The organism is Cognatishimia sp. MH4019 (assembly GCF_020177595.1).
GTDB lineage: Bacteria > Pseudomonadota > Alphaproteobacteria > Rhodobacterales > Rhodobacteraceae > JAHTBL01.
This window is the reverse complement of record NZ_JAHTBL010000001.1, coordinates 70,837-91,554: the sequence shown is the minus strand read 5'-3', so window position 1 is coordinate 91,554 and position 20,718 is coordinate 70,837. Positions and strand designations below refer to the sequence as shown.

The following is a 20,718-nucleotide window of genomic DNA, read 5'->3' as shown; positions in this document are numbered from 1 at the left end:
TAGAGCCGCCATTGACCTTCAGGCCCGACTAAGATTTTCCCTTTATCTGCAATAGGATGTCCTATTATGCCTTCTAAAAATACGTCTACGATTCACCCTGCTGCTCATGCCTATGCGGCAGAGGTTCGCGCCGGAACATTGACGCGTCGGGAGTTTTTGACCCGCGCGACATCGCTTGGGGTCAGTGCCGCAGCGGCCTATGGGCTTTTGGGTGCAGCGCTGCCGACACCCGCAGTCGCACAAGCCCAGGAAGGCGGCACGCTGCGCATTGAGAGCACGGTCAAGGCGCTGAAAGATCCGCGCACATTTGACTGGCCACAAATGTCGAACTTCACGCGAGGCTGGCTGGAATATCTGGTGGAATACAACGCAGACGGCACGTTCCGCGGCATCCTGCTGGACAGTTGGGAGATCAACGAGGACGCCACCGAATACACGCTGAATGTGCGCCCCGGCGTCACCTGGAGCAATGGCGACGCGTTCACCGCAGAGGATGTGGCTTTCAACATTGCACGCTGGTGCGAAAAGGGCGTGGAAGGCAACTCGATGGCAAGCCGGATGTCGTCCCTGATTGATGATGAGACCGGGTTGGCGCGCGAAGGGGCCATCACGGTGGTTGACGAGCAAACCGTGAAGCTGGTTCTGAATTCGCCTGACATTACGCTGATTGCGGGCTTTTCGGACTATCCCGCGCCGGTCGTTCACCAGAGCTTTGACGGCGATCCTCTGAGCAATCCAATCGGGACCGGACCTTATATGCCCGAAAGCTTCGAGGTGTCGGTGCGGGCTGTTCTGGTCAAGAACACCGAGCATGACTGGTGGGGAAAGGGCGTCATCGGCGAGGCGGCTTTGGACCGGATTGAATATGTCGATTACGGCACCAATCAGGCCTCGATCCTTGCGGCGGCGGACGCCGAAGAAGTCGATATGATTTACGAATCTCTGGGCGAGTTTGTTGAGATTTTCGATGCGATCGGCTGGACGAAATCCGAAGCGGTTACCGCGAACACGTTGGTTGTGCGCCCAAATCAGCAAGCCGAAGTGGACGGCATGCAACCCTATGCCGACAAGCGCGTGCGGCAGGCTTTGGCGCTGGCGGTGGACAATCAGGTCTGTCTGACGCTGGGCTATGCGGATCAGGGCACCTTGGCGGCCAATCACCATGTTTGCCCGATCCACCCGGAATATGCCGATATCGGCCCGTCGGAATATGACCCGGTCAAGGCGATGCAGTTGATGCAGGAAGCCGGGATGGCCGATTTCGAGCATGAGCTGATCTCGATCGACGATGATTGGCGCAAGAACACGTCAGACGCTGTGGCCGCGCAGTTGCGAGATGCGGGGTTCAATGTGAAGCGGACGATCCTGCCCGGCTCGACCTTCTGGAATGATTGGGCGGGCTATGCTTATTCGACGACCGATTGGGCGCAGCGACCTTTGGGCGTGCAGGTTCTGGCACTGGCCTACCGGTCTGGTGAGGCGTGGAATGAGAGCGCATTTGCAAATGCTGATTTCGATGCAGCCTTGAATAAGGCGCTCTCGATTGCCGATGCGGATACGCGGCGGGAGACGATGGCGGAGATCCAGACGATCATGCGCGATGAAGGGGTGGTTGTGCAGCCGTATTGGCGCTCGACCTACCGGCATCACAAGGAAAATGTCATCGGGGCCGAGATGCACCCGACATTCGAGATCCATGTCTACAAGCTGGCCTTGGCGGCTTGATTTGGTTGGGGCCTTGCTACGGTGAGGCCCCTGCCCCTACAGCTTTGAGCTGATGACGCCTGTCGCGAAGCCGCCCATGCGCAGCTCGCCGAAGAGGCGCTGATATTCGATCTTTGGACAGCGGTTCTGGATAACCGTGACGCCGCGCGCTTCGGCTTTGGCGGCGGCCTGCGGGTGCTCGACACCGATCTGCATCCAGATGGTTTTGAGGTCGGGGAAATGGGCAAGTGCGGCGTCCACGATAGGCGGAACGGCATCCGAGCGGCGGAAAATGTCGACCATGTCGACAGGCTGCGTGATGTCTTCAAGCGCGGCCTTCACCTCGGCCCCGAAAAGCGTTTTGCCTGCATGGCCAGGGTTCACCGGAATAATCGTGTAGCCCTTGAGGTCGAGATAGCGGGCTACGTAATAGCTTGGGCGCACCGGGTTCATCGACACGCCGACGACCGCCACCGTCTTGGTGGATTTCAGAACGTTGCGCAGGTGGGCATCGGAATAGGTCATCATCTTGCTCTTTCTGTCCCGGCTCTGCTGACAGACGGTTTGATCGACATTACAACCACTGCGCGCTCAGCGGCAATGGTGCCCTGCCAGATGCCCATCCAAGAAAAAAGCGCCCGGGGGGGACCCGAGCGCTAGGTGTGGAACGAGGGACAGTGAAGTGAAACACAAGAGTTCCAGCCTGCGCTTCTACATTAGTAAATAGGGTGGTTGCACCGACTTTGAAGACCCTGCCACGATTCTGTGAACGAAGCGTTAAGCACCAAGAACAGAGGGCCAATTGGCGTCAGCCGCTTCAATATGGCCTTCCACATCACGCAGCCAGCGGCGGCGCACCCCTTTGGAGAAGTTCAGATAGAGCTTGTTCTCGTGCACCGTCCACGCATTGGGATCGGTCTTGGCGGTGTAGCCCTGACTGACGGCATAAGCGCAATAGCCCCCGTATTGAGGCGCGTAGCCATCGGCGTTCATCTCGAACGTCGCGCGGTTCTCGGCAGAGGCGAAATGCCAGGTGGAGCCTTTCCATTCGACCGCATGTTCGGCAGAGCCCTGAACAGGCTTGCCTTCGGTGAAATAGGCAACGGGGTCATATCCGTTGATGGCGACGCCATCCGAGGCGAAGATCCACGGCTCTTCGGCCAAGGCGGGGCGGATCAGCGTTCCGGTGACGGGGATGGCGACCAGAAGGCCAAGAAAAGCGCGGCGAGAGGGGGTGGACATGAGGCAGGCTCCGAGGGTTGATTTCGTCTTGCCCTCAAGATGCTCCGCAGGATGCACCCTGAAAACCCCCCTCGCCGGAGCGTGATCGGGATCGCGAAAGCCGTGAGGAATGTTTCAGTCGAAGATATCTTCGAGCACATCCCACGCCTCTTCCAGCACTTTTCGGCCCAAAGATTTGCGTTTTTTGCGCTTTTTGCGTTTCCGCTCGTCCCATTTATACCCTTTGATCGGGTCTTCCGGTCGGTTGCGGATGCGCGAGGGTTTCACCAATTCGCGCTGTTCGCCCTTGTCGGAACGGGGAATCATCTTGAGATCATGAAGCGGCGCACCACAGCCCCGGCAACTGAGTTCATGCTGGACCTTGCCGCGCAGCACGAGGGCCGCGCGGGTGCCGCAGTAACAACAGGTGGCAACTTTGGTGGCGGGCATCGGCGCTTCCTACTCGTCTCGTGTGGAAGCATATAGGGCGACGGCGGCGGCATTTGAGACGTTGAGGGAGCCGAAAGCCCCCTTCGCGTCAATTTTGACCAGCATGTCGCAGGTTTCCTTGGTTTTTTCGCGCAGTCCGGGCCCTTCTGCGCCCAAGACCAAGGCGACGGGGCGGTCCGCCCTGCCCTGCATGGCGGCGTCGATGGTGGTGCCCGCTTCGCCATCGAGACCCAGCAGGATGTAGCCCATGGAGCGCAACGTCTCCATCGCGTTGGCAAGGTTCTTGACGCGCAGATAAGGTTGGCGTTCGAGCGCGCCGGAAGCGGTTTTGGCGAGCGCACCGGTTTCCGGCGCGGACTGGCGTTGCGGGGCAATGACGGCGCGGGCCCCGAACACCTCGGCGGAGCGCAGGATCGCGCCGACGTTATGCGGATCGGTCACACGGTCCAGCAGGACGACGCGCGGGGTCTGGCCGTCGGCGGCGAGGCAGCGTTCCTCGACGCTGCCCCAGTGCAGCGGTTTGACCTCTAATGCGGCCCCCTGATGGACCGATTGCGGGTCCAGCGGGGCCGCGAATTTGCGCGGATCACTGATCTCGGGTTCCATGCCCGAGGCGGCGATGGCATCGGCCAGTTTGCTTTGGGCGTTCAGCGTGAGGACGAGGCGAAGACGCTCGCGGGCGGGGTTTTCAAGCGCATCGCGCACAGCGTGCAAACCGAAAAGCCAGACGGTTTCGGCGGCGGATGCACGGCGCGATTGCTCTTTCTCGATGACCCATTTGGGTTTCTTCATGGGGGTCCCTTTCGTTGCATCCGGCATGGCGTCTGCGCGCGCGCGGTGCAAGCGAATTTCGTCTTGACGGGGTTGGGCGCCTTGCGTATTCGGTCCGCCAGTGGGCGACAGGCCGCAAGGTGTGGCAGGGGACTGTAACTCCCTCGCGGAGACGCACGCCTGGTTCGATTCCAGGGTCGCCCACCATTCTCTTTTCATGAAATGAAAATGTGAACCGAAAGGTGAATTTGCAAAGCAAATCACCGATAGGGCCTGCCCCATTTCTCCACCCCTCCGACATCCATTGCGTGACCGACTGGAATCGGTGTTACGTGGCCAGACTGTTTGGGAGGACGGCATGTCATTGGCTATGAATAAAGAGGTGTTCATCACCTGTGCGGTAACGGGATCGGGGGCGACGCAGGACCGGTCTCCTCGTGTGCCACGATCCCCAAAGCAGATTGCCGAAAGCGCGATTGCTGCGGCCAAGGCGGGGGCGGCGGTGGCGCATTGCCATGTGCGCGATCCCGAAACGGGTGCGCCGTCACGCGATCCGGCTTTGTATCGGGAATTGACCGAGCGGGTGCGCGATGCCGATGTCGATGTCGTGCTCAACCTGACGGCAGGCATGGGCGGCGATCTCACCTTTGGGTCCGCCTCTAGCCCCCTGCCCCTGACCGACGGCACGGATATGATCGGCGCCGAGGAGCGCGTTGCACATCTGGCCGACTGCTTGCCCGAGATTTGCACGCTCGATTGCGGCACGATGAATTTTGCCGAGGCGGATTACGTGATGACGAACACGCCGGGCATGTTGCGCGCGATGGGTACGATGATGACCCAGATGGGCGTGAAACCGGAGATCGAGGCGTTTGATACCGGGCATTTGTGGCTCGCCAAATCGCTGGTCGAGGAAGGCGTGCTGGACAGCCCGGCCTTGCTCCAGCTGTGCATGGGGATCCCCTGGGGCGCGCCGGACGATCTGAATACGCTGATGGCAATGGTCAATGCGGTGCCGCCGGATTGGACCTGGTCGGCGTTTTCCATTGGGCGGAACCAGATGCCGTATGTGGCCGCAGCGGTGCTTGCGGGCGGCAATGTGCGCGTCGGGTTGGAGGATAACCTGTGGCTTGGCAAAGGGAAGCTGGCGACGAATGAAGCGCTGGTGACGCGGGCGTGTGGGATCATCGAAGGGATGGGGGCCACGGTGATCGGACCACAAGCTGTGCGTGAGCGGTTGGGGCTGGTGAAGCGAGCGCCGCGATGAGCCGCGCGGCGATTATTGGCGGCGGGGTCATTGGCGGCGGCTGGGCCGCGCGGTTCCTGCTGAACGGCTGGGACGTGGCGGTTTTCGACCCGGACCCCGAGGCCGCGCGCAAGATCAATGACGTGCTTTTGGGGGCGCGACGGGCGCTGCCGATGCTTTATGATCGGGCGTTGCCTGCCGAGGGGCGGCTGACATTTTGCGACACGCTGGAAGAGGCGGTCGCGGGGGCTGCCTGGGTTCAGGAGAGCGTGCCAGAAAGATTAGCTTTGAAGCATAGCGTTCTGAAATCACTGCAGGATGTGGTGTCAGAGGAGGCTGTGATCGGCTCGTCGACCAGTGGTTTCACGCCGTCGCAATTGCAGGAAGGATCGGCGCGACCCGGGCAGATCATCGTGACGCATCCGTTCAACCCGGTCTATCTGATCCCGCTGGTGGAGGTCGTCGGATCGGCTGAAAATGACGCCGAGATGCTTGAGAAAGCCGACAGCATCCTAACCTCGCTGGGGATGTTTCCGCTGCGCGTGCGGGCGGAGATTGATGCCCATATCGCGGATCGCCTGTTGGAGGCGGTTTGGCGCGAGGCGCTTTGGCTGGTCAGCGACGGCATCGCCACGACCGAGGAAATCGACAATGCGATCCGCTATGGGTTTGGGTTACGGTGGGCGCAAATGGGCCTCTTTGAGACTTACCGAATTGCCGGTGGCGAGGCCGGCATGAAGCACTTCATGGAGCAGTTTGGCCCAGCACTTGCTTGGCCCTGGACCAAGCTGATGGATGTGCCGGAGTTCACGCCTGAGCTGGTTGATCTGATCGCCACGCAGTCCGATGCGCAATCCGGCGCGCTGGATATACGCGCTTTGGAACGGCTGCGCGACGATAATCTGGTGGCGATGATGCGCGCGCTCAAGCAACGCGATGCGGCGGCGGGGGCGCTGTTGAATGCGCATGAGGCGACCTTGCCGAAGCCGCCTGAACAGGTGCCTTTAAGGTCGGTCGAGCGGGTGATCCCTGTCGACTGGACCGACTATAACGGGCATATGAATGAAGGGCGCTACGGGCAGATCTTTTCGGACGCGGCGGATGCGGTGATGGCCGAGATTGGCGCAGATGCCACCTATATCGCGGGTGGTTTGAGCTATTTTACGGTCGAAACTACGGTGAAGTATCTCAAGGAGACCCATGCGGGAGAGCGCGTTCATGTGGCCAGCCGGATCACGCTTGCGGACGGGAAGAAACTGCGCCTCTGGCATGAGATGATCCGCAGTGCGGACGACACGGTGCTGGCGAGCTGTGATCAGTTCTTGCTGCATGTCAGTCTGGAGACGCGCGCCTCCTGCCCGCCCGCTCCGACGGTTCTGGCCAAGCTCGGCGCGTTGGCGCGGCAACATGGGGCGACGGAATAAACCGGGGCTCTGGTATCGTCGCCGCGAGCGCGCTAAAGCATGTTATCTTCGCGTGACTTCAAAGGATTGCCTCGCTTCTCATGCAGATTGCCTGTCATATCGGACCGCATTGCACAGACGACGATGCGCTTCTGAGATCTCTTCTCAAGAACAAGGAAGCGTTGGTGCAGCAAGGCGTGGCGGTGCCGGGACCGGGGCGCTACCGGCGTATCGTGCGCGAGACCTTGCAGAGTATGCATCGCAATCCACTGGCCGAGGATGCCCGCGATGTGATGCTGGATGCGATCCTGCACGAAGACCATGTGGACCGGCTGGTCATGTCGAACTCCAACTTCATCTGCGTGCCGAACCGCGCGTTGGAGGATGGTCAGTTTTACCGTCAGGCCCCGCTCAAATGCGCCCGGTTTGAAGAGCTTTTTGCCGAAGACGAGATTGAGTTTTTCATAGCTGTACGCAATCCGGCGACCTTCCTGCCGGCGCTTTTCGACAAGGTCGCCAAGAAGACCTATGACCAGTTCTTGTCTGGCAATGATCCGATGACGATACGCTGGTCCAGTGTGATCGCCGAGATGCGCGCGGCGTGCAAACATGCGCAAATCACCGTTTGGGCCAATGAAGATACCCCTTTGATCTGGGGTCAGTTGATCCGCGAGCTGTCCGGGATTGATCCGCTGACGCCTATCTCGGGCGGGTTCGATTTGCTGACCGAGATTATGAGCAAACCCGGCATGCGTCGGTTGCGCGCTTATCTCAAGGCCAACCCGCCACAGACGGAGTTGCAAAAGCGTCGGATCATGGCCGCGTTCCTCGACAAATACGCGATGGAAGACGCAATTGAAGAAGAGTTGGACCTGCCCGGCTGGACCGAGGATATGGTCGAGTTCATGACCGAGCAATATGAAGACGATCTGTTCACGATCGAGCGGATGCCCGGCGTGACCATGATTACGCCTTAGACGCTCTTGGCCCGCTGCGGCCAGATTTCCAGAACGCCCGCGCCCAGAACAAGCGCGCCGCCAAGCATCTCGACCGGGGTCAGGGTTTCTCCGGCCAGCCAGGCAGCTGACGCGATGCCGATCAGAACTTCGCTCATCAGCAAAATGCCGACACGGGCCGGATCAAGCCGCAAAGTGGCCCACATCAGCCCAAGCATCGACAAGGCCCACCACAGCCCCCCGGTAACAAAGATGAGCGCAACCGGGGCCTCAGTCGCGTCGGGCCACGGAGCCAGAAGCGGCGCGAGAATCAAAGAAACAAGGGTTGCGCCACCAGCGAAAGTGAACGCGGCTTCGGGCGGGGCCAGTCGCGATTTACTGCGAATGCAGGTGGTAGAGGCCGACCACAGCAGACCTGAGGCCAACGCCATCCATTCGCCGATATTGCGCGGGATGGGCACCTGCCCGTTTGCACTGAGCATGACGCCGAGGCCCAGCAACCCTATGGCAATCGCGACAAGCCGTAGGGCCGGCGTCTGCCAGCCCATGATGTAGCGGCCGATCAGCGTGCTCCAGACCGGGGTCAGGAAGAACAGCAGGATGATGATGGCCACACGCCCATAGACAAACCCGATGGAGTAAAGCGCAAAGGCCGCTCCGCCCAGCGCGATGCCGACGATAGCCACAAGATCAGACCTGTCCACGCGGCGGCGGCGCATCGCTACAAAAGGCGCCAACATAATTGCCGCCGCGCCGGTGATGGCCAACGTGCCCCATGCGCCGGTCAGGCCCGCGGTTTGCAGGCTGCGCACGGGCAACCAGTAGAACCCCCACAAGATACCGGTAGAGATGACAATAAGCGTCGCAATGGCGGAGGGGCGGGTCTGGAGCATGGCCCCCGCCTAAACGAGGATGCGGGGCTTGGCAAAGTCTCTCGGCGATGCGCATGCTTCGCCCATGCAAGCCCTGTGGAAGGAGCCGCCATGCCCGTCAAACGCCTGCTGACCGAGTTCGGGATGGGATCGTCCCTGCGCCGACTGGACTATACAGAGGCCGCAAAACGCGCCGTGAAAGACGCGCTATGGCATAATTCGATCAATCTGGCTGAGCTTTACGGCAAGGATAAGTCCGCGATGCAGATCACCGTAGAGGTCGGCGTGCAAGACCCGGATGCAGTGGACAAGGATGCGATTGCTGCGATTTTTCCCTATGGCCAGATCACGGTTGTGCCGCGCAAAGGGGGCCTCGACGTGCCGCGCGAGGATGGGGGGCAGCCGACGGTGATTGCCAATGTCGCAATCTCTATCGCGCTTGATCTGGAGGGGGCCGCATGAGCGATCAGCGGTTCATCATTGAGATGGGCATGGGCAATGACCTCTACGGTATGGACTACACCAAGGCCGCGGCCCGCGCGATTGAAGACGCGATCCGGCATTCGTCGATCCCGCTTTTTGAGGCAACGGGTCTGTCCCATGACGAGATGCGGGTGCAGGTGACCGTTGGCGTTCAAGACCCGGATCAGGTCGATTGCACTGCATTGGCCGAAAAGCTGCCGCGCGGACGGGCGAAGGTGCGCGCGGTCTTTGGCGGGCTGAATGTGGAGAACCCGGATACCGGGTCCACGCTGGTCATCGCATCTGCGGCGGTCGAGGCGTTCTTGCCACGTCAGGCTTGAGCGGCGACCACGAGAGCTTACATACCCAGCGCTTCTTTATACATCTCCAGAACCGCCTCTTCCTCGGCGATATCGTTCTGGTCGCGCTTGCGCAGCGCGATCACCTTGCGCATGACCTTGGTGTCATAGCCACGCCCTTTGGCTTCGGCCATCACCTCTTTGACCTGATCGGCGAGGTCCTTTTTCTCCTGCTCGAGACGCTCGACGCGTTCTACGAATTGGCGCAGCTCATCGGCGGTCACGCGGTAGGAGGTGTCACTGGACATATCGCTCATCACTCAGATTTCCTGATTTGGGTCAGATGCCTGACTAACGGCCCCGTCCGCGCCCTTCAAGGGGTCTTCAAGGGGTTGAGCACGCCCGCGCTTTGATTTACGCGCAGGCACGCAATCAAGGAGCGGCCCATGGAATATCTTGTCTGGATCGGCGCTGTTATTTCGCTGGTGGGCCTTGTGGGCCTGATGGCCTGTATTGTCATCGTGGCGCGGGCCAAACGGGCCAAGCTGGACGACGCGGAAATGCGCGCCAAGCTCGCACGGGTGATCCCGCTGAACCTGGGCGCATTATTGTTGTCAGTGCTGGGCCTGATGCTGGTGATCGTGGGTATTTTTCTGGCCTGAGCGCTAAGGGTTGGGCGGCGTTTTCTCACCGTGGTCAAAGGCTTCCCAGCCTTCACCGTTGAAAACATCAACGCCTAATTGGGCCAGCACATGGGGGAAATCGACCATCACCCAATTGTCGACGATCTTGCCGTCCACGACTTTCCAGAAATCCATGTAGCGGATTTCGACCCGCTTGCCGGTTGCTGTGACACCCATAAAGTCACCGGAATGGGTGGCCTCTTGCCGCCCGAAAGCCGCCGCCCACTCGCCCATGTAAAGCCGCGCTTCGTCGACACAGCTTTTGTCTGAGAACGCCGCCTGAAAGGGCTTTTGCCAGTTGTCCTGAAACTCCCGCAGGCCTTTTTTGGTGCCGCAGCCGGTGTTGCCATACCAGCCGAACCCTTCTGAAAAGAACTCGCCGATATCAGCGATGCGGTGGTCGTTGAGACCGTCCACCATGCCTTCGATCACGGCGCGGGTAGCTTCGGTTTTGCTCATGTCAGTGTCGCGGGTCAGAATGGCCTGTTCGGGGCGGCTGCCTTTCATCGGTCTCTCCTTTGATGCGTTGTCACGGCAGGTCTAGACAGCACGCCCGGTTCTGCGCAATATTTTTTTGCACACCTATGCAAAGGAAAACACATGCCCGCCTCCCTCCTTGATCTGAATGATTTGCGCCAGACCAGTTACCAGCTGCTGTCCGACTTGTCGGAGGGCCGGGATGTGGCTGAGATTTATCACCCCAACGCGCGGTTCTTTGGCGTGCATCCATTCAATGAACGCATTGGCATCGAGGCGATTGCGGATGTCTGGACCCAGCTGCGCGCGGCGCTTCCCGATCTTGAGCGACGCAGCCTGACGCATCTGGCAGGCCCGAACCTGCCGGACGCCCGCGTCAGCACCCCGCGGGCGGCGCATCTGGTCGCGGCGATGGGGCACTTTCAAGGCCGATTTCTGGCTGATCTTTGCGATATTCCGGCCACTGGGAAGACCGTTACGCTCCGCTTTTGTGAGGCGCATGAGTTGGTCGATGGGAAGATCGCGACGACCTATCTGATGCTTGATCTGGCCGATCTGATGTTGCAGGCGGGCGTCTGGCCTTTCGTGCGCGCGTTGGGCGCTGAACAGCAATGGTATGGGCCCGCCACATCTGACGGTCTGCGGCTGGAGGGTAATGCGACCGATACCGCATCCATGGACGTGGTTCTGACAATGCATGCCGCCCTTCTTCGCTTTGACGGCAAATCGCTCGAGTCGATGCCACACGCGGATTACTGGCACCCTGATTTCATGTGGTACGGGCCTGCCGGCATCGGCACCACCCGCGGGCTGGAGGAGTTTCGCGCCCATCACCAGATCCCCTTTCTGACAGGTTTTCCCGACCGCGCTGGTGCGGGGCATTACATTCGCATCAGTGATGGCGACTACGCTGTGACGGGCGGGTGGCCGTCGGTCAGCGGCACGCATCTGGGTCCGTGGCTTGGCATGCCTGCGACTGGAAAACGGATCAATATGCGGGTGATGGATTTCTACCGATTGGCCGACGGGCGCATCCGCGAAAACTGGGTTCCGATAGACATCATTGATATTGCAAGACAAATGGGTGTCGATGCATTCGAGCGCGTGCGCCACATGACCGGTAAGCCGCGCCTAAGCCTCTGACAGACGTGCGCCATTCTTGATGAGGTCGGACAGCAGCGGCGCGGGTTCCCAGATGAACGGATCATGAGCGGCCAAACGCTCCAGATCGCGGCGCATGGCCAGCAAGCCCGCCTGATCGGCCATCAGCACCGGCCCGCCGCGCCACCGCGGAAAGCCAAGCCCGTGGAGCATCACGACATCCAGATCAGTGCCGCGCGTGACGACACCTTCGGCACGAAGATAAGTGGCCTCGTTTGCGAGCGCGATCAGACAGCGCCGCTGGATCGCACCGTCCGAGATTTGTCGTTCGGGCAAGCCTTGCTCTTTGCGTAGACGGGCACAGATCGCGGAGATCTCGGGATCCTCGCGGCCATGGGGATGCTCGGCATCATAGAGGTAAACCCCTTTCACGGCACGGCGACCGGGGCGATCCATGTCGCGCAGAACCGCAATTAGATCGGGCAAAGGCTGACGCGCCGCTTTGCGCGGGCGCATATGAGCGGCGGCACTATTCAGCCCCACCATATCAAGCAACTGATACGGGCCGCGCGGACAGCCCAGCGCGCGCAGAGCGGTATCCACCTGAGCAGGCGTTGCCCCATCGCGCAGACAGGTGTCTGCCGCCAAGCGCCACACCCCCAGCATCCGGGCGGTCAGGTCGATCTTGGCATCGTTGCTGATGACGGTTTGCTTGGCCAGACGGCGTGCAAGATGTGACAGGGCCAGAAGCGCGTCGGCAGAGGTGTCGGGACCTTTTGCCAGCACCATCAGATCGCTGGTCACAGCAGGCACCCCGAAACCAAGCGCAAGACCGGACGCACCGTCAGGCAGGTTGTCGAAACTGGGTCGGTCATGGGCGAAAACCAAAAGCGCGCCGGGATCGACCGGTAGATCGGCATAATTCACCGCCCCGGTCGGAGCCGCATCAAGGATCAGATCAACTTCGCTCAGCGCTTCTGGCGGGACAGGGCCCCGCAGCCGGTCTGTTGCCCGTGTTGCTTGATCGGCGTTCAAACGCCCCGCAGTGACGGCCCGTTGAAACCAGGTTTGCACATGACCGGGCAGCGCCATATCGGACGGCCCCGCCAGCGTGACCTCGACGCCTGCGCGTAGCAACATCGCGCTTAAATCAAGGGCGCGCTTGCCTTGCCCCAACAGCCCAACCCGCGCGATTTGCTTTGGGGTTAACCCCTTGGCTTCGGGAAGGAACAGGGCGCGGCGCTCGGCCATGGCAGCGTGGCGCAGCGCTTCCGATTGGGCAGAGGCAACCCCCTCTTCAAACGCGGTTTGTTCAAAGGCGATACCGGCGTCAAAAGGCAGCAGCAAAGCGGCTTCGACACAGTCGATGATCCGCTTGGGCGCGTGGAGCGGCGTGCTTGCGACGCGGGCACGGAACTGGGTGAGTTGCTTTTGATTGGCAGCGCCGTCGCGCAACATCTCGCGCTGGTCGCGCGTGCGACGCGGGTGGTTGTTTTGCGCCGCAATGCTGCGCGCGAAATGCACTGCAAAGCTGCGCAAATCGCCCTTGGCACGGGCATCGATCAAGCCGATCTCAAGCGCACGGCTGTCTTGGATGGGTTGACCAGAGAGCAGCAAAGAGAGGGCTTGTTCCACCCCGATCAGACGCGGCAAGCGTTGCGTGGCCCCGCCGCCCGGCGGAAAACCAAGCGTCACCTCAGGCTGGCCGAGGCGTGTTCCTTGCGCGGCGATCCGGTAGTGGCAGGCCTGCGCCAATTCCAACCCGCCGCCTGTCGCAGCGCCATGCAACGCGGCGATCACAAAACGATCAGAGGCTTCGATCCGGGTCATCAAATCGGTGAAACTCGGCACCCCGGCGCGCGGCTCCAACTCGCGCAGATCGACGCCGCCGCAAAAACAGGCCCCGTCACCGATCAAGACCACGGCGGTGTCATCGTCGGGCAGGTTTTCGAAAGCGGTCCAGAGCGCTTGGCGCATCGCACCGCCCAGCGCGTTCACAGGCGGGTCTGTCAACGTCACGACAGTGACCCCGTCTTGTGAAGAGACGTCGATCAGGTCTGCCACCGCGGCCCCCGATATCGCATCATATATGTGTGGTGCCCCTGCTCCATCGCGTTGATTAGTAGGCACAAAGAAGCGCAGCGCAAGTCATTGATTGCGCTGGCGCGATTTGGTCGGATCGCCTTGCCTCAGGCGACCTGAGTCTCGACCTCTGCGTCATCTTGCATGTCTACAGCATGCGCCCAAAGCGGCGCTGCCATCTCTGCGCGCGCCTCCAACCCGCGCGCCACATCTGCAACGATACCCTGATTGCGCAAGACGGCACGGATGCGCGCGCGCAGGTCTTTTTTGCGGTCGAGCGGTTGCAAGCGACCATCGGGGCCCAACACATACGGACCAGCAGCGGGTTCGATACGAAAATCAGCAACACTCATCCCAGTCTCCCTTTTGTGCAGCAGTTCTCCTTAAAGGGTAACGCTAAGTGAGGTTTTCACACTTGTTCTAGATCAAGTGCCCAATTCCATCTGCCGGAACAGCATGTTAGCGGTAATTTTCTGAGAAAAACTGCAGAATATCGCTCGAATCGTGGGCTTTTGAGTGATCCGTCAAGGCTATCGAAGCGTTGGGTTTAAAACGCGCCACTGCTGGACATTTTTGCGCCATCGCATAACAAAGGGCACATGGATATTCGCGCCCTGACCCCCGACTACGCCGTCTCTCCGATGATTGATCCGGAGCATATGCCCGCCATCGCCGAGGCCGGCTACACCACTGTCATTTGCAACCGGCCGGACGGGGAAATACCGCCCTCGCATCATGCAAGCGTTATGAAGGCCGCGGCAGAGGCGGCTGGTCTGACATTTGTTGAAAACCCCGTGTTGGGCGGCGCCATGACGATGGAAAATGTCACGAGCCAAGGCGCGGCTGTGGCCGAGGCGACGGGGCCGGTGTTGGCTTACTGCGCCTCTGGCACGCGGTCTTCGGTTGTCTGGAGCCTGTCGCAAGCCGGTCAGATGAGCACCGATGACATTATCGCCGCGACGACGCGGGGTGGCTATCAGCTGGATCACATGCGCCCTCAGATTGACGCGATGGCGGCCCAAAAGGGCTAGCCGTCAGGTTGAGGTCTGGGGCGCCTCTGCCAACAGGGGTTCTGCTGGGTCGGTCAGCGTCGGCGCGGGCTGCGGTGCCGGATCAGCTGGCTGCGGGTCGATCACACGTCGCAAGGCTTTCTGACCGGAAATCTGGCCCAGCTTGAAGGGCCCGACGGAGGTTTCAGTCGCTTCCAACATAATCGTGGCAGCAGCCGTGCGGGGCAACGTAAGCATGTCGCCTACTTTCAGCGCTTCGACATCCGCCAATGAAACCACCATGCGGTGCAACACGGCCTCAAGCGGCACAGGCGCGTCATTGACCGCGTGCTGCATGGCGTCTTTCCAGCCGCCAGTGGGTTTTGCGGAAGCGCGCGGTGCGGGTTGCGGGATCAGCAGTTGCAGGACGCCCTGACGCGCCCCGCCGCCCAGATCAAGCTGCAAAGACAGGTGGCAAAGCGGTGTGTCTTCCAAAGCCAAGGCGAAAGCCCGCTGGCTCTCAAACCGACCTGCGGGTGTGAACACGGTGTTCCATGCAGTCGTCGGCTCCCGCGCGAGCCCGGCATTGGCTTGCGCGATCAGATCCCCGATGAAACCGCTACAAATCGCAGCATCGGCATCTGTCGCGGGACGATCCGGCGGCGGTGTCGTCGCAACCTTCCCGGTCGTCTGCACTTCGATCAAGGCCGCGCGAAGCTGCGGACACAGCCCCGCCATTCCCACGCCACCTGCGGCAGAGCGTAGACGGAGCATCAACGCAGGAGGCCCGAAATTGGCCAAAACCGCATCACGGCTTAGTGTGGTTTGGGTGACGGATGCCACGCCGAGAGGTAAAGACAAGCTGCGATCGGCCAGCTTTTCGACGAGGGAAGCGAACGGCTTGAATGGCGCGGCCACACCGGACGCGCCTTGCGTCGGTGCCTGCGCCAGCATTCGGCGCAAAACAGAAGTGGTGTCTTGTGAGGCCATTGGTTCGATCCCGCTCGTGGTTTGACCTTAGAGCGGTGAGGTTACCAACTGGTTAGCGCTACTCCGCTGCAGCGGCAGCGACGTTGACACCGGTGGGCAAGCTCACACGAAACGCCGTGCCGTTCGTGCCATCAAGATAACGCACTTCGCCACCAAGTTTGCTCATGATTTCGCGGCAAATTGCAAGGCCCAGACCAGCGCTGCCCGCCGCTGCCTGATCGGATAGGCGGGAGAACTTCTCGAAGATCAGCGACTGGCTGGCTTGCGGGATGCCCATTCCGTTGTCGATGAAATCTATATGTCGGATCTGGCCATCCTCATGGATACGAATACGCAGATGCGGGTCTTCTGCGGTGCAATATTTGGCCGCATTGGTTATGAGATTGATGAAGACCTGAGTGAGACGATCCAGATCAGTTTCGATCACATCATCCGTGCCGGTCACATCAAGAGTGATCTTCAATCCTTCGGTCGCGGCCTCAGATGACGCGAGCGCCCGGTCGAGCACTTGGCGCAGGGTGCCGCGTTGAAGCTCCAGGTCAATCTGGCCGTTTTCCAGAACGCTGAGATCGAGCAAGTTGTCCAGAAGGCGTGTCAGCCGTATCGCCTCTGCGTGGATGATATCGGAATATTTGGAGCGTTCGGGCCGGGTCAGATCGTCCCCGTCGCGCAGGATTTCCGAGAATGAGCGTATTGACGTCATGGGCGTGCGCAGCTCGTGGCTGATCTGGCTCAGGAAGGCGTCTTTTTGCACTGACAACGCAGTAAGCATTTCGTTGGCGTCACGCAATTTGCCGGCGGTGTTTTCCAGCTCGACGGATTTGGCCTCCAGCTGGTTCGAATATTCCATGATCTGGGCGGCTTCATCGGCCACCGCCATGAGATCCTGCACGGAGACTGTCGCACCGCCCACGATCTGCGAGATCATCGCATGGGCTGTGGCCCCGCCAACAGAGCCCGCCAGTTCCCGCTCTAGCCGGTCAATAAATTCCGGCGAAGGGTCGGGCAGATCATCACCCTTGCCCTGACGCTTGGCCTCCGCCTGAAAGAGCTGTTGCGCCTCGCTGGGGCCAAGAATGCGCTGCGCCATCATCATCAGATCTTCTGCGGCGGCTCCTGTGTGGCTCCAACCGCGGGGACCGGTGGAATGGTCGAAGACATTGACGAATTGCGCGCCCTGCAAACGCTCCAGCGGGCTGGGGAAGCTGAGCATGGACCCGATGATGAAGGCGGCTGTGTTCAGGGTCAGAGACCAGAAAACCGCGTGAACGACCGGATCAAGCCCTTCAATCCCGAACAGCGCTTGAGGGCGCAGCCAGTGCAGATCGGCAGGCCCGCCTTGCATCCATGCGTCGGGAAAGACCCCGGCCACCCCGATTGAGGGCAGCATCATCGTATACATCCAGATGACGAAACCGGTCGACAGCCCGGCGAGCGCACCCACGCGTGTGGCCCCGCGCCAGAAAATGCCGCCCAACATAGACGGCAGGAATTGCGCGACACCCGCAAAGGAGATCAAGCCGATGGCAGCCAGCGCCGTGCCGCCGCCTGAAAGACGATAATAGACGTATCCCAGAAACAGGATGGCGATAATCGACAGGCGACGCGAACGCAGCAAGACATGGCGCACATCGCCCGAGACCGTCGCGCCGTCTTTCTGCGTGCTGAGCCAGATCGGCATGACGATGTGATTTGACACCATCGTGGAGAGCGCAATGGCCGCAACGATCACCATAGAGGTCGCCGCCGAAAAACCGCCCAGGAAGGCGAGCATTGCAAGGTCTTCGCGCCCTTGGGAGAGCGGCAGCGTGAGCACGAACAGATCGGGGTTTGAGCCTGCGGGCATCAGGTCCAACCCAATCACCGCGATAGGGATGACAAAGAGGCTCATGAGCATCATGTAAAGCGGGAAAGCCCAGCTTGCGGTGCCGAGGTGACGTTCATCCGCGTTCTCGACGACCATCACCTGGAACATACGCGGCAGACATAGAAAGGCTGCCGCTGCGGTGAAGGTGATGCCAATCCAGCGGCTGGTCTGAAGCTCCAGATCGGCCATGGGAGAGGCGTCGATTGTCGCCATGGTAGCCAGCGGACCGCCGCCCAGCCCCCAGACAACAAAAACGCCGACGGCAACGAGGGCTGCGAGTTTGACGACAGCCTCGACGGCGATCGCCATGACAACGCCGTGATGGCGCTCGTTGGCGTCCAGATTGCGCGTGCCGAAGATCACGGTGAAGATCGCGAGGCCCGCTGCGATCCAGAACGCGGTTGACTGCAAGGCTTGTTCATCCGCGCGCGCGGTGCCGTTGAACGCATCAAAGCTGAGCGTGACGGATTGCAATTGCAGCGCGATATATGGCGTGGTGCCGATCACAGCAAAGGCGGTCACGCAGACACCAAGAGCCGTGGATTTGCCGAAGCGCGACGAGATCAGGTCCGCGATAGAGGTGATCCGATGGGTCCGGCCGATCCGCACCAGTTTGCGCAAGATCCACCACCAGCCGATCATGACCAGCGTGGGGCCAAGGTAGATCGTGACAAACTCCAACCCCGACCGTGTCGCATAGCCGACGGCGCCGTAAAACGTCCAGGCGGTGCAATAGACCGACAACGACAGCGTGTAGATCAAAGGCGCGCGCATCCACCCGGTCCGGCCTTGTTGCGCGCGGCGTTCGGCGAAAAACGCAACCGCGAACAGGAAAATGACATAGGCCAAAGAGACGAGGATCAGAAGGTTGAAGGTCACCATCAGCGACCCTCCGGAGCATCGGCGTCCGGGTCATCTTGGGGCGCGTCAGGTTCGGTCTGGTTCAAGCGCAAAGCCAGAAGATACCCCGACAGAATGAGCCCTACCCAGACGCCAAAAACATAGAGGCCCGCTGTCGCCGTTGAGGGTGCCTGCCCATCGCGCTCTCCCCACAAAAGCGGGATCGTCAGAAGGATTACACCGACCAGCGGCAATAGCCGTGCGGCATCGGTCAGACGGCGGCGGCGGTAGCTGTCGCGCCCCAGAAAAAGCGGCTCGCGAGGGGCGGCCACCCTAGCCTGCCCCGGCCAGTGCGCGCACGCTGGCCAGAATATCACTGTTGGAGAAGGGCTTGGTGATGAACTCGTTCACGCCCAGCCGTTCGGCCAGCTCGCGGTCCTTGGTCTGGCCGCGCGCGGTCAGCATCAAGACGGGCAGCTTGGCCGTCATCGGATCGTCGCGCAGATCGCGCAGGATGTCATAGCCCGATTTGTTGGGCAGCATCACGTCGAGGATGATGAGATCGGGGCGCATGGATTGCACGCGCTCAACCGCGTTGGCCCCATCGGAATGGGTATCCACGGACCAGCCGTCGCGCGACAGGATAAACCGTATCGCTTCGATGATGTTCGGTTCATCTTCGATCAGAAGGACATGTTTGCCCATTCTGCCGTTCCTCCCATGATGTTCTTATTGTTGTTAGGACTTTTATGGCGCGCCGGTCGTGCCAAGTCAAAACTTTGGAACAAGGCGCGGCGCGCGAAGGTGGGCGCGTTAAAATCCATCGGCCAGAATGGAGGGCTCGCGCCGGGCGATGCAGGCTTCGCGCGGGCAGATGCGGCAGCTGGAGCCAATCGGTTGCGCTTTCGCGCCTGCGGCCAGTTCATGCGCACCTTCCAGCGGGATGATCAGCATCGTGGCTTCGATCACATCGGGCCCGTGAAAGCTGGCAGGCCGCAGCGGTTGCGCAATCGCGTAGCACCGAAAGAGGGGCGCGGTACGGCTGGCCTGCTCTACCACCGCCTCAACCGGTGTATGCGGTCGGATCAGCGCCTGATAAAGTGGCCAAAGTGGACAGGCCGCGCCGAATTTGGGGATCGAGAAGCCGGGACTTTCCTTGCGGAATGTGAGCGTGCCAGAGGCGTCGCATGTCACCAGACCGATCCGCTGCTCGGCACCCTCGTCGGGCATCGTCGCGATGCGGCGCAAGATGGTTGCGATATCCGTGCGGTAGCTTTGAGCCAGGGCTGCAGGGTCAGGTGTTGTGCCGAACCGTTCCAAAAACCCTTCGAGGGGAAGCTGCAAGGCATCGGCTTCATACCGCGTGAAATAGGCCAGTGCGAGGATCTGCGCGGGCTCGGAAGCGAGGGCCGCATCCGCCACCAGATCTTGCGGTGTGGCACTGCCATCTTCAAGCGTGGGCAAATGATAGCCGTTGCGCAGCAGATAGCCCTCCAGCTCTTCTTGCGGCGAGGTGGCGCCACCTTGCGCGTCGCCCACCCCATCGAGATAGGCCACAAGCGCCTGACTGCTTTCAGCCAACCGGCGGCTGTCATTGTCGAGGTTTTGCAGAAACCGGGATTGCCATTCGTCGTCGAGATCTTCCTCGCCCGCAAGAATGGACGAGGTTGAACGGATCGAGGTCACGGATGAGACGACATCGTAAAGCGACGTCGACAAGAACGGATCATGAGTGAGCCGGTCGGTCAGGGTTTCCACTGTCCGCTCCAATTGCGCGATGCGGTCGTGCTGTGCGGCAACCAGACCGGCCCAGCCAGGAAAGCGGCCCGCAAACTCGTCGGCGCGATCTTCCTCGGCGCCGGTTTTGGCTGTATCCGCCGCGGCCTGCCGCATCCGGGTCAGCAAGGCGGCCTCGGCCCCTTCGGTCAATTGGGTGGCTTCGACCTCAAGGACGCGCGACAAATCAATCAGCAATTTACCGCCGATTCTGCGACGGTTATGCTCGATCAAATTCAGATAGCTCGGAGAAATCCCCACTTGGCGCGCCAGATCGGCTTGTTTCAGACCTTTAGCGGTGCGTCTGTCGCGAATGCGGCTGCCGGTAAGTGCGTTGCGCGGCATTGGGTTTTTCCTTACCTTTTCAGAGGCTTTCTGCACCTGCGAGAAAAATCGTTTACACTGTATACCAAAGCATTGTGTATTTCTTCACAAAAAAATTCAATAAAATGATGTATTTGTTGCGAGATTTTCTATTTCGGCCTGATACTGCCGATACGCTGTAAAAAGCATCGCCCGCGCGCTGGAG

General features: G+C 60.6%; 23 protein-coding genes and 1 tRNA gene. 10 read left to right on the top strand and 14 right to left on the bottom strand.

The genetic code is table 11. The features are described from left to right. Positions 1-66: 66 nt before the first annotated feature. Positions 67-1,725 carry an ABC transporter substrate-binding protein gene (locus KUW67_RS00395; protein ID WP_224823288.1) on the top strand — a complete coding sequence of 553 codons (1,659 nt, stop codon included), beginning with the start codon at positions 67-69 and terminating at the stop codon, positions 1,723-1,725. A 36-nt stretch (positions 1,726-1,761) separates the two neighbouring features. On the opposite strand, the gene KUW67_RS00390 is transcribed toward KUW67_RS00395, so the two are convergent. The 4 genes from KUW67_RS00390 to rlmB form a co-directional block, all read right to left on the bottom strand. Next, a complete protein-coding gene (locus KUW67_RS00390; protein ID WP_224823287.1) occupies positions 1,762-2,232 on the bottom strand; it encodes a CoA-binding protein in 471 nt (156 codons plus the stop codon). A 249-nt stretch (positions 2,233-2,481) separates the two neighbouring features. Further along, positions 2,482-2,946, bottom strand: coding sequence for a YHS domain-containing (seleno)protein (locus KUW67_RS00385; protein ID WP_224823286.1), 465 nt, complete (start codon positions 2,944-2,946; stop codon positions 2,482-2,484). Between the two features lie 114 nt (positions 2,947-3,060). Continuing rightward, positions 3,061-3,375 carry a hypothetical protein gene (locus KUW67_RS00380; protein ID WP_224823285.1) on the bottom strand — a complete coding sequence of 105 codons (315 nt, stop codon included), beginning with the start codon at positions 3,373-3,375 and terminating at the stop codon, positions 3,061-3,063. Positions 3,376-3,384: 9 nt separating this feature from the next. Further along, positions 3,385-4,167 carry a 23S rRNA (guanosine(2251)-2'-O)-methyltransferase RlmB gene (gene rlmB / locus KUW67_RS00375; protein ID WP_224823284.1) on the bottom strand — a complete coding sequence of 261 codons (783 nt, stop codon included), beginning with the start codon at positions 4,165-4,167 and terminating at the stop codon, positions 3,385-3,387. A gap of 102 nt (positions 4,168-4,269) precedes the next feature. On the opposite strand from rlmB, the gene KUW67_RS00370 reads away from it, so the two are divergent. The 4 genes from KUW67_RS00370 to KUW67_RS00355 all read left to right on the top strand — a co-directional run bounded on the left by KUW67_RS00370 (position 4,270) and on the right by KUW67_RS00355 (position 7,772). Next, positions 4,270-4,353, top strand: a tRNA-Tyr gene (locus tag KUW67_RS00370). A gap of 151 nt (positions 4,354-4,504) precedes the next feature. Next, positions 4,505-5,413 carry a 3-keto-5-aminohexanoate cleavage protein gene (locus KUW67_RS00365; protein ID WP_224823283.1) on the top strand — a complete coding sequence of 303 codons (909 nt, stop codon included), beginning with the start codon at positions 4,505-4,507 and terminating at the stop codon, positions 5,411-5,413. Beyond that, positions 5,410-6,816, top strand: a complete 1,407-nt coding sequence (locus KUW67_RS00360; RefSeq protein WP_224823282.1) for a carnitine 3-dehydrogenase — start codon at positions 5,410-5,412, stop codon at positions 6,814-6,816. Before KUW67_RS00365 ends, KUW67_RS00360 begins: the two co-directional genes overlap by 4 nt. Positions 6,817-6,896: 80 nt before the next feature. Then, positions 6,897-7,772: a hypothetical protein gene (locus KUW67_RS00355; RefSeq protein WP_224823281.1), complete on the top strand. Its 876-nt coding sequence runs from the start codon at positions 6,897-6,899 to the stop codon at positions 7,770-7,772. On the opposite strand, the gene KUW67_RS00350 is transcribed toward KUW67_RS00355, so the two are convergent. Then, positions 7,769-8,644, bottom strand: coding sequence for a DMT family transporter (locus tag KUW67_RS00350; RefSeq protein ID WP_224823280.1), 876 nt, complete (start codon positions 8,642-8,644; stop codon positions 7,769-7,771). The two genes, KUW67_RS00355 and KUW67_RS00350, sit on opposite strands and share 4 nt — an antisense overlap. A gap of 90 nt (positions 8,645-8,734) precedes the next feature. Between KUW67_RS00350 and KUW67_RS00345 the strand changes: the two genes are divergently transcribed. Both KUW67_RS00345 and KUW67_RS00340 read left to right on the top strand, forming a co-directional pair. Next, complete coding sequence (locus KUW67_RS00345; protein WP_224823279.1) at positions 8,735-9,085, top strand: Lin0512 family protein; 351 nt, start codon at positions 8,735-8,737, stop codon at positions 9,083-9,085. After that, on the top strand, positions 9,082-9,426 hold the full coding sequence (locus KUW67_RS00340; protein ID WP_224823278.1) for a Lin0512 family protein: 345 nt from the start codon (positions 9,082-9,084) through the stop codon (positions 9,424-9,426). Before KUW67_RS00345 ends, KUW67_RS00340 begins: the two co-directional genes overlap by 4 nt. A gap of 17 nt (positions 9,427-9,443) precedes the next feature. On the opposite strand, the gene KUW67_RS00335 is transcribed toward KUW67_RS00340, so the two are convergent. After that, complete coding sequence (locus tag KUW67_RS00335; protein WP_224823277.1) at positions 9,444-9,701, bottom strand: DUF2312 domain-containing protein; 258 nt, start codon at positions 9,699-9,701, stop codon at positions 9,444-9,446. 129 nt (positions 9,702-9,830) lie between these two features. On the opposite strand from KUW67_RS00335, the gene KUW67_RS00330 reads away from it, so the two are divergent. Continuing rightward, positions 9,831-10,046, top strand: a complete 216-nt coding sequence (locus KUW67_RS00330) for a hypothetical protein (protein ID WP_224823276.1) — start codon at positions 9,831-9,833, stop codon at positions 10,044-10,046. Positions 10,047-10,049: 3 nt separating this feature from the next. On the opposite strand, the gene KUW67_RS00325 is transcribed toward KUW67_RS00330, so the two are convergent. Continuing rightward, positions 10,050-10,574: an ester cyclase gene (locus KUW67_RS00325; RefSeq protein ID WP_224823275.1), complete on the bottom strand. Its 525-nt coding sequence runs from the start codon at positions 10,572-10,574 to the stop codon at positions 10,050-10,052. A 93-nt stretch (positions 10,575-10,667) separates the two neighbouring features. Here KUW67_RS00325 and KUW67_RS00320 point away from each other — a divergent pair, with 93 nt between their 5' ends. Beyond that, positions 10,668-11,687 carry a nuclear transport factor 2 family protein gene (locus KUW67_RS00320; RefSeq protein ID WP_224823274.1) on the top strand — a complete coding sequence of 340 codons (1,020 nt, stop codon included), beginning with the start codon at positions 10,668-10,670 and terminating at the stop codon, positions 11,685-11,687. Here KUW67_RS00320 and KUW67_RS00315 read toward each other — a convergent pair. Next, positions 11,676-13,709 carry an enoyl-CoA hydratase-related protein gene (locus KUW67_RS00315; protein ID WP_224823273.1) on the bottom strand — a complete coding sequence of 678 codons (2,034 nt, stop codon included), beginning with the start codon at positions 13,707-13,709 and terminating at the stop codon, positions 11,676-11,678. The genes KUW67_RS00320 and KUW67_RS00315 overlap by 12 nt on opposite strands. Before the next feature lie 125 nt (positions 13,710-13,834). Then, positions 13,835-14,080, bottom strand: a complete 246-nt coding sequence (locus KUW67_RS00310) for a hypothetical protein (protein ID WP_224823272.1) — start codon at positions 14,078-14,080, stop codon at positions 13,835-13,837. 246 nt (positions 14,081-14,326) lie between these two features. Between KUW67_RS00310 and KUW67_RS00305 the strand changes: the two genes are divergently transcribed. Then, the gene (locus KUW67_RS00305; RefSeq protein ID WP_224823271.1) at positions 14,327-14,758 is read left to right on the top strand and encodes a TIGR01244 family sulfur transferase; all 432 of its coding nucleotides are present in this window, start codon (positions 14,327-14,329) and stop codon (positions 14,756-14,758) included. A 3-nt stretch (positions 14,759-14,761) separates the two neighbouring features. Here the strand turns inward: KUW67_RS00305 and KUW67_RS00300 are convergent, their stop codons facing one another. From KUW67_RS00300 to KUW67_RS00280, 5 genes are all read right to left on the bottom strand, one after another. Next, entirely contained in the window at positions 14,762-15,706 is a 945-nt protein-coding gene (locus KUW67_RS00300) for a FliM/FliN family flagellar motor switch protein (protein ID WP_224823270.1), read from the bottom strand. A gap of 58 nt (positions 15,707-15,764) precedes the next feature. Then, the gene (locus KUW67_RS00295) at positions 15,765-18,455 is read right to left on the bottom strand and encodes an ATP-binding protein (RefSeq protein WP_224823269.1); all 2,691 of its coding nucleotides are present in this window, start codon (positions 18,453-18,455) and stop codon (positions 15,765-15,767) included. Continuing rightward, entirely contained in the window at positions 18,455-18,745 is a 291-nt protein-coding gene (locus KUW67_RS00290; protein ID WP_224823268.1) for a hypothetical protein, read from the bottom strand. Before KUW67_RS00290 ends, KUW67_RS00295 begins: the two co-directional genes overlap by 1 nt. A gap of 1 nt (position 18,746) precedes the next feature. Beyond that, positions 18,747-19,118, bottom strand: a complete 372-nt coding sequence (locus KUW67_RS00285; RefSeq protein ID WP_224823267.1) for a response regulator transcription factor — start codon at positions 19,116-19,118, stop codon at positions 18,747-18,749. Positions 19,119-19,226: 108 nt separating this feature from the next. Beyond that, entirely contained in the window at positions 19,227-20,534 is a 1,308-nt protein-coding gene (locus KUW67_RS00280) for a helix-turn-helix transcriptional regulator (protein ID WP_224823266.1), read from the bottom strand. Positions 20,535-20,718 lie beyond the last annotated feature (184 nt).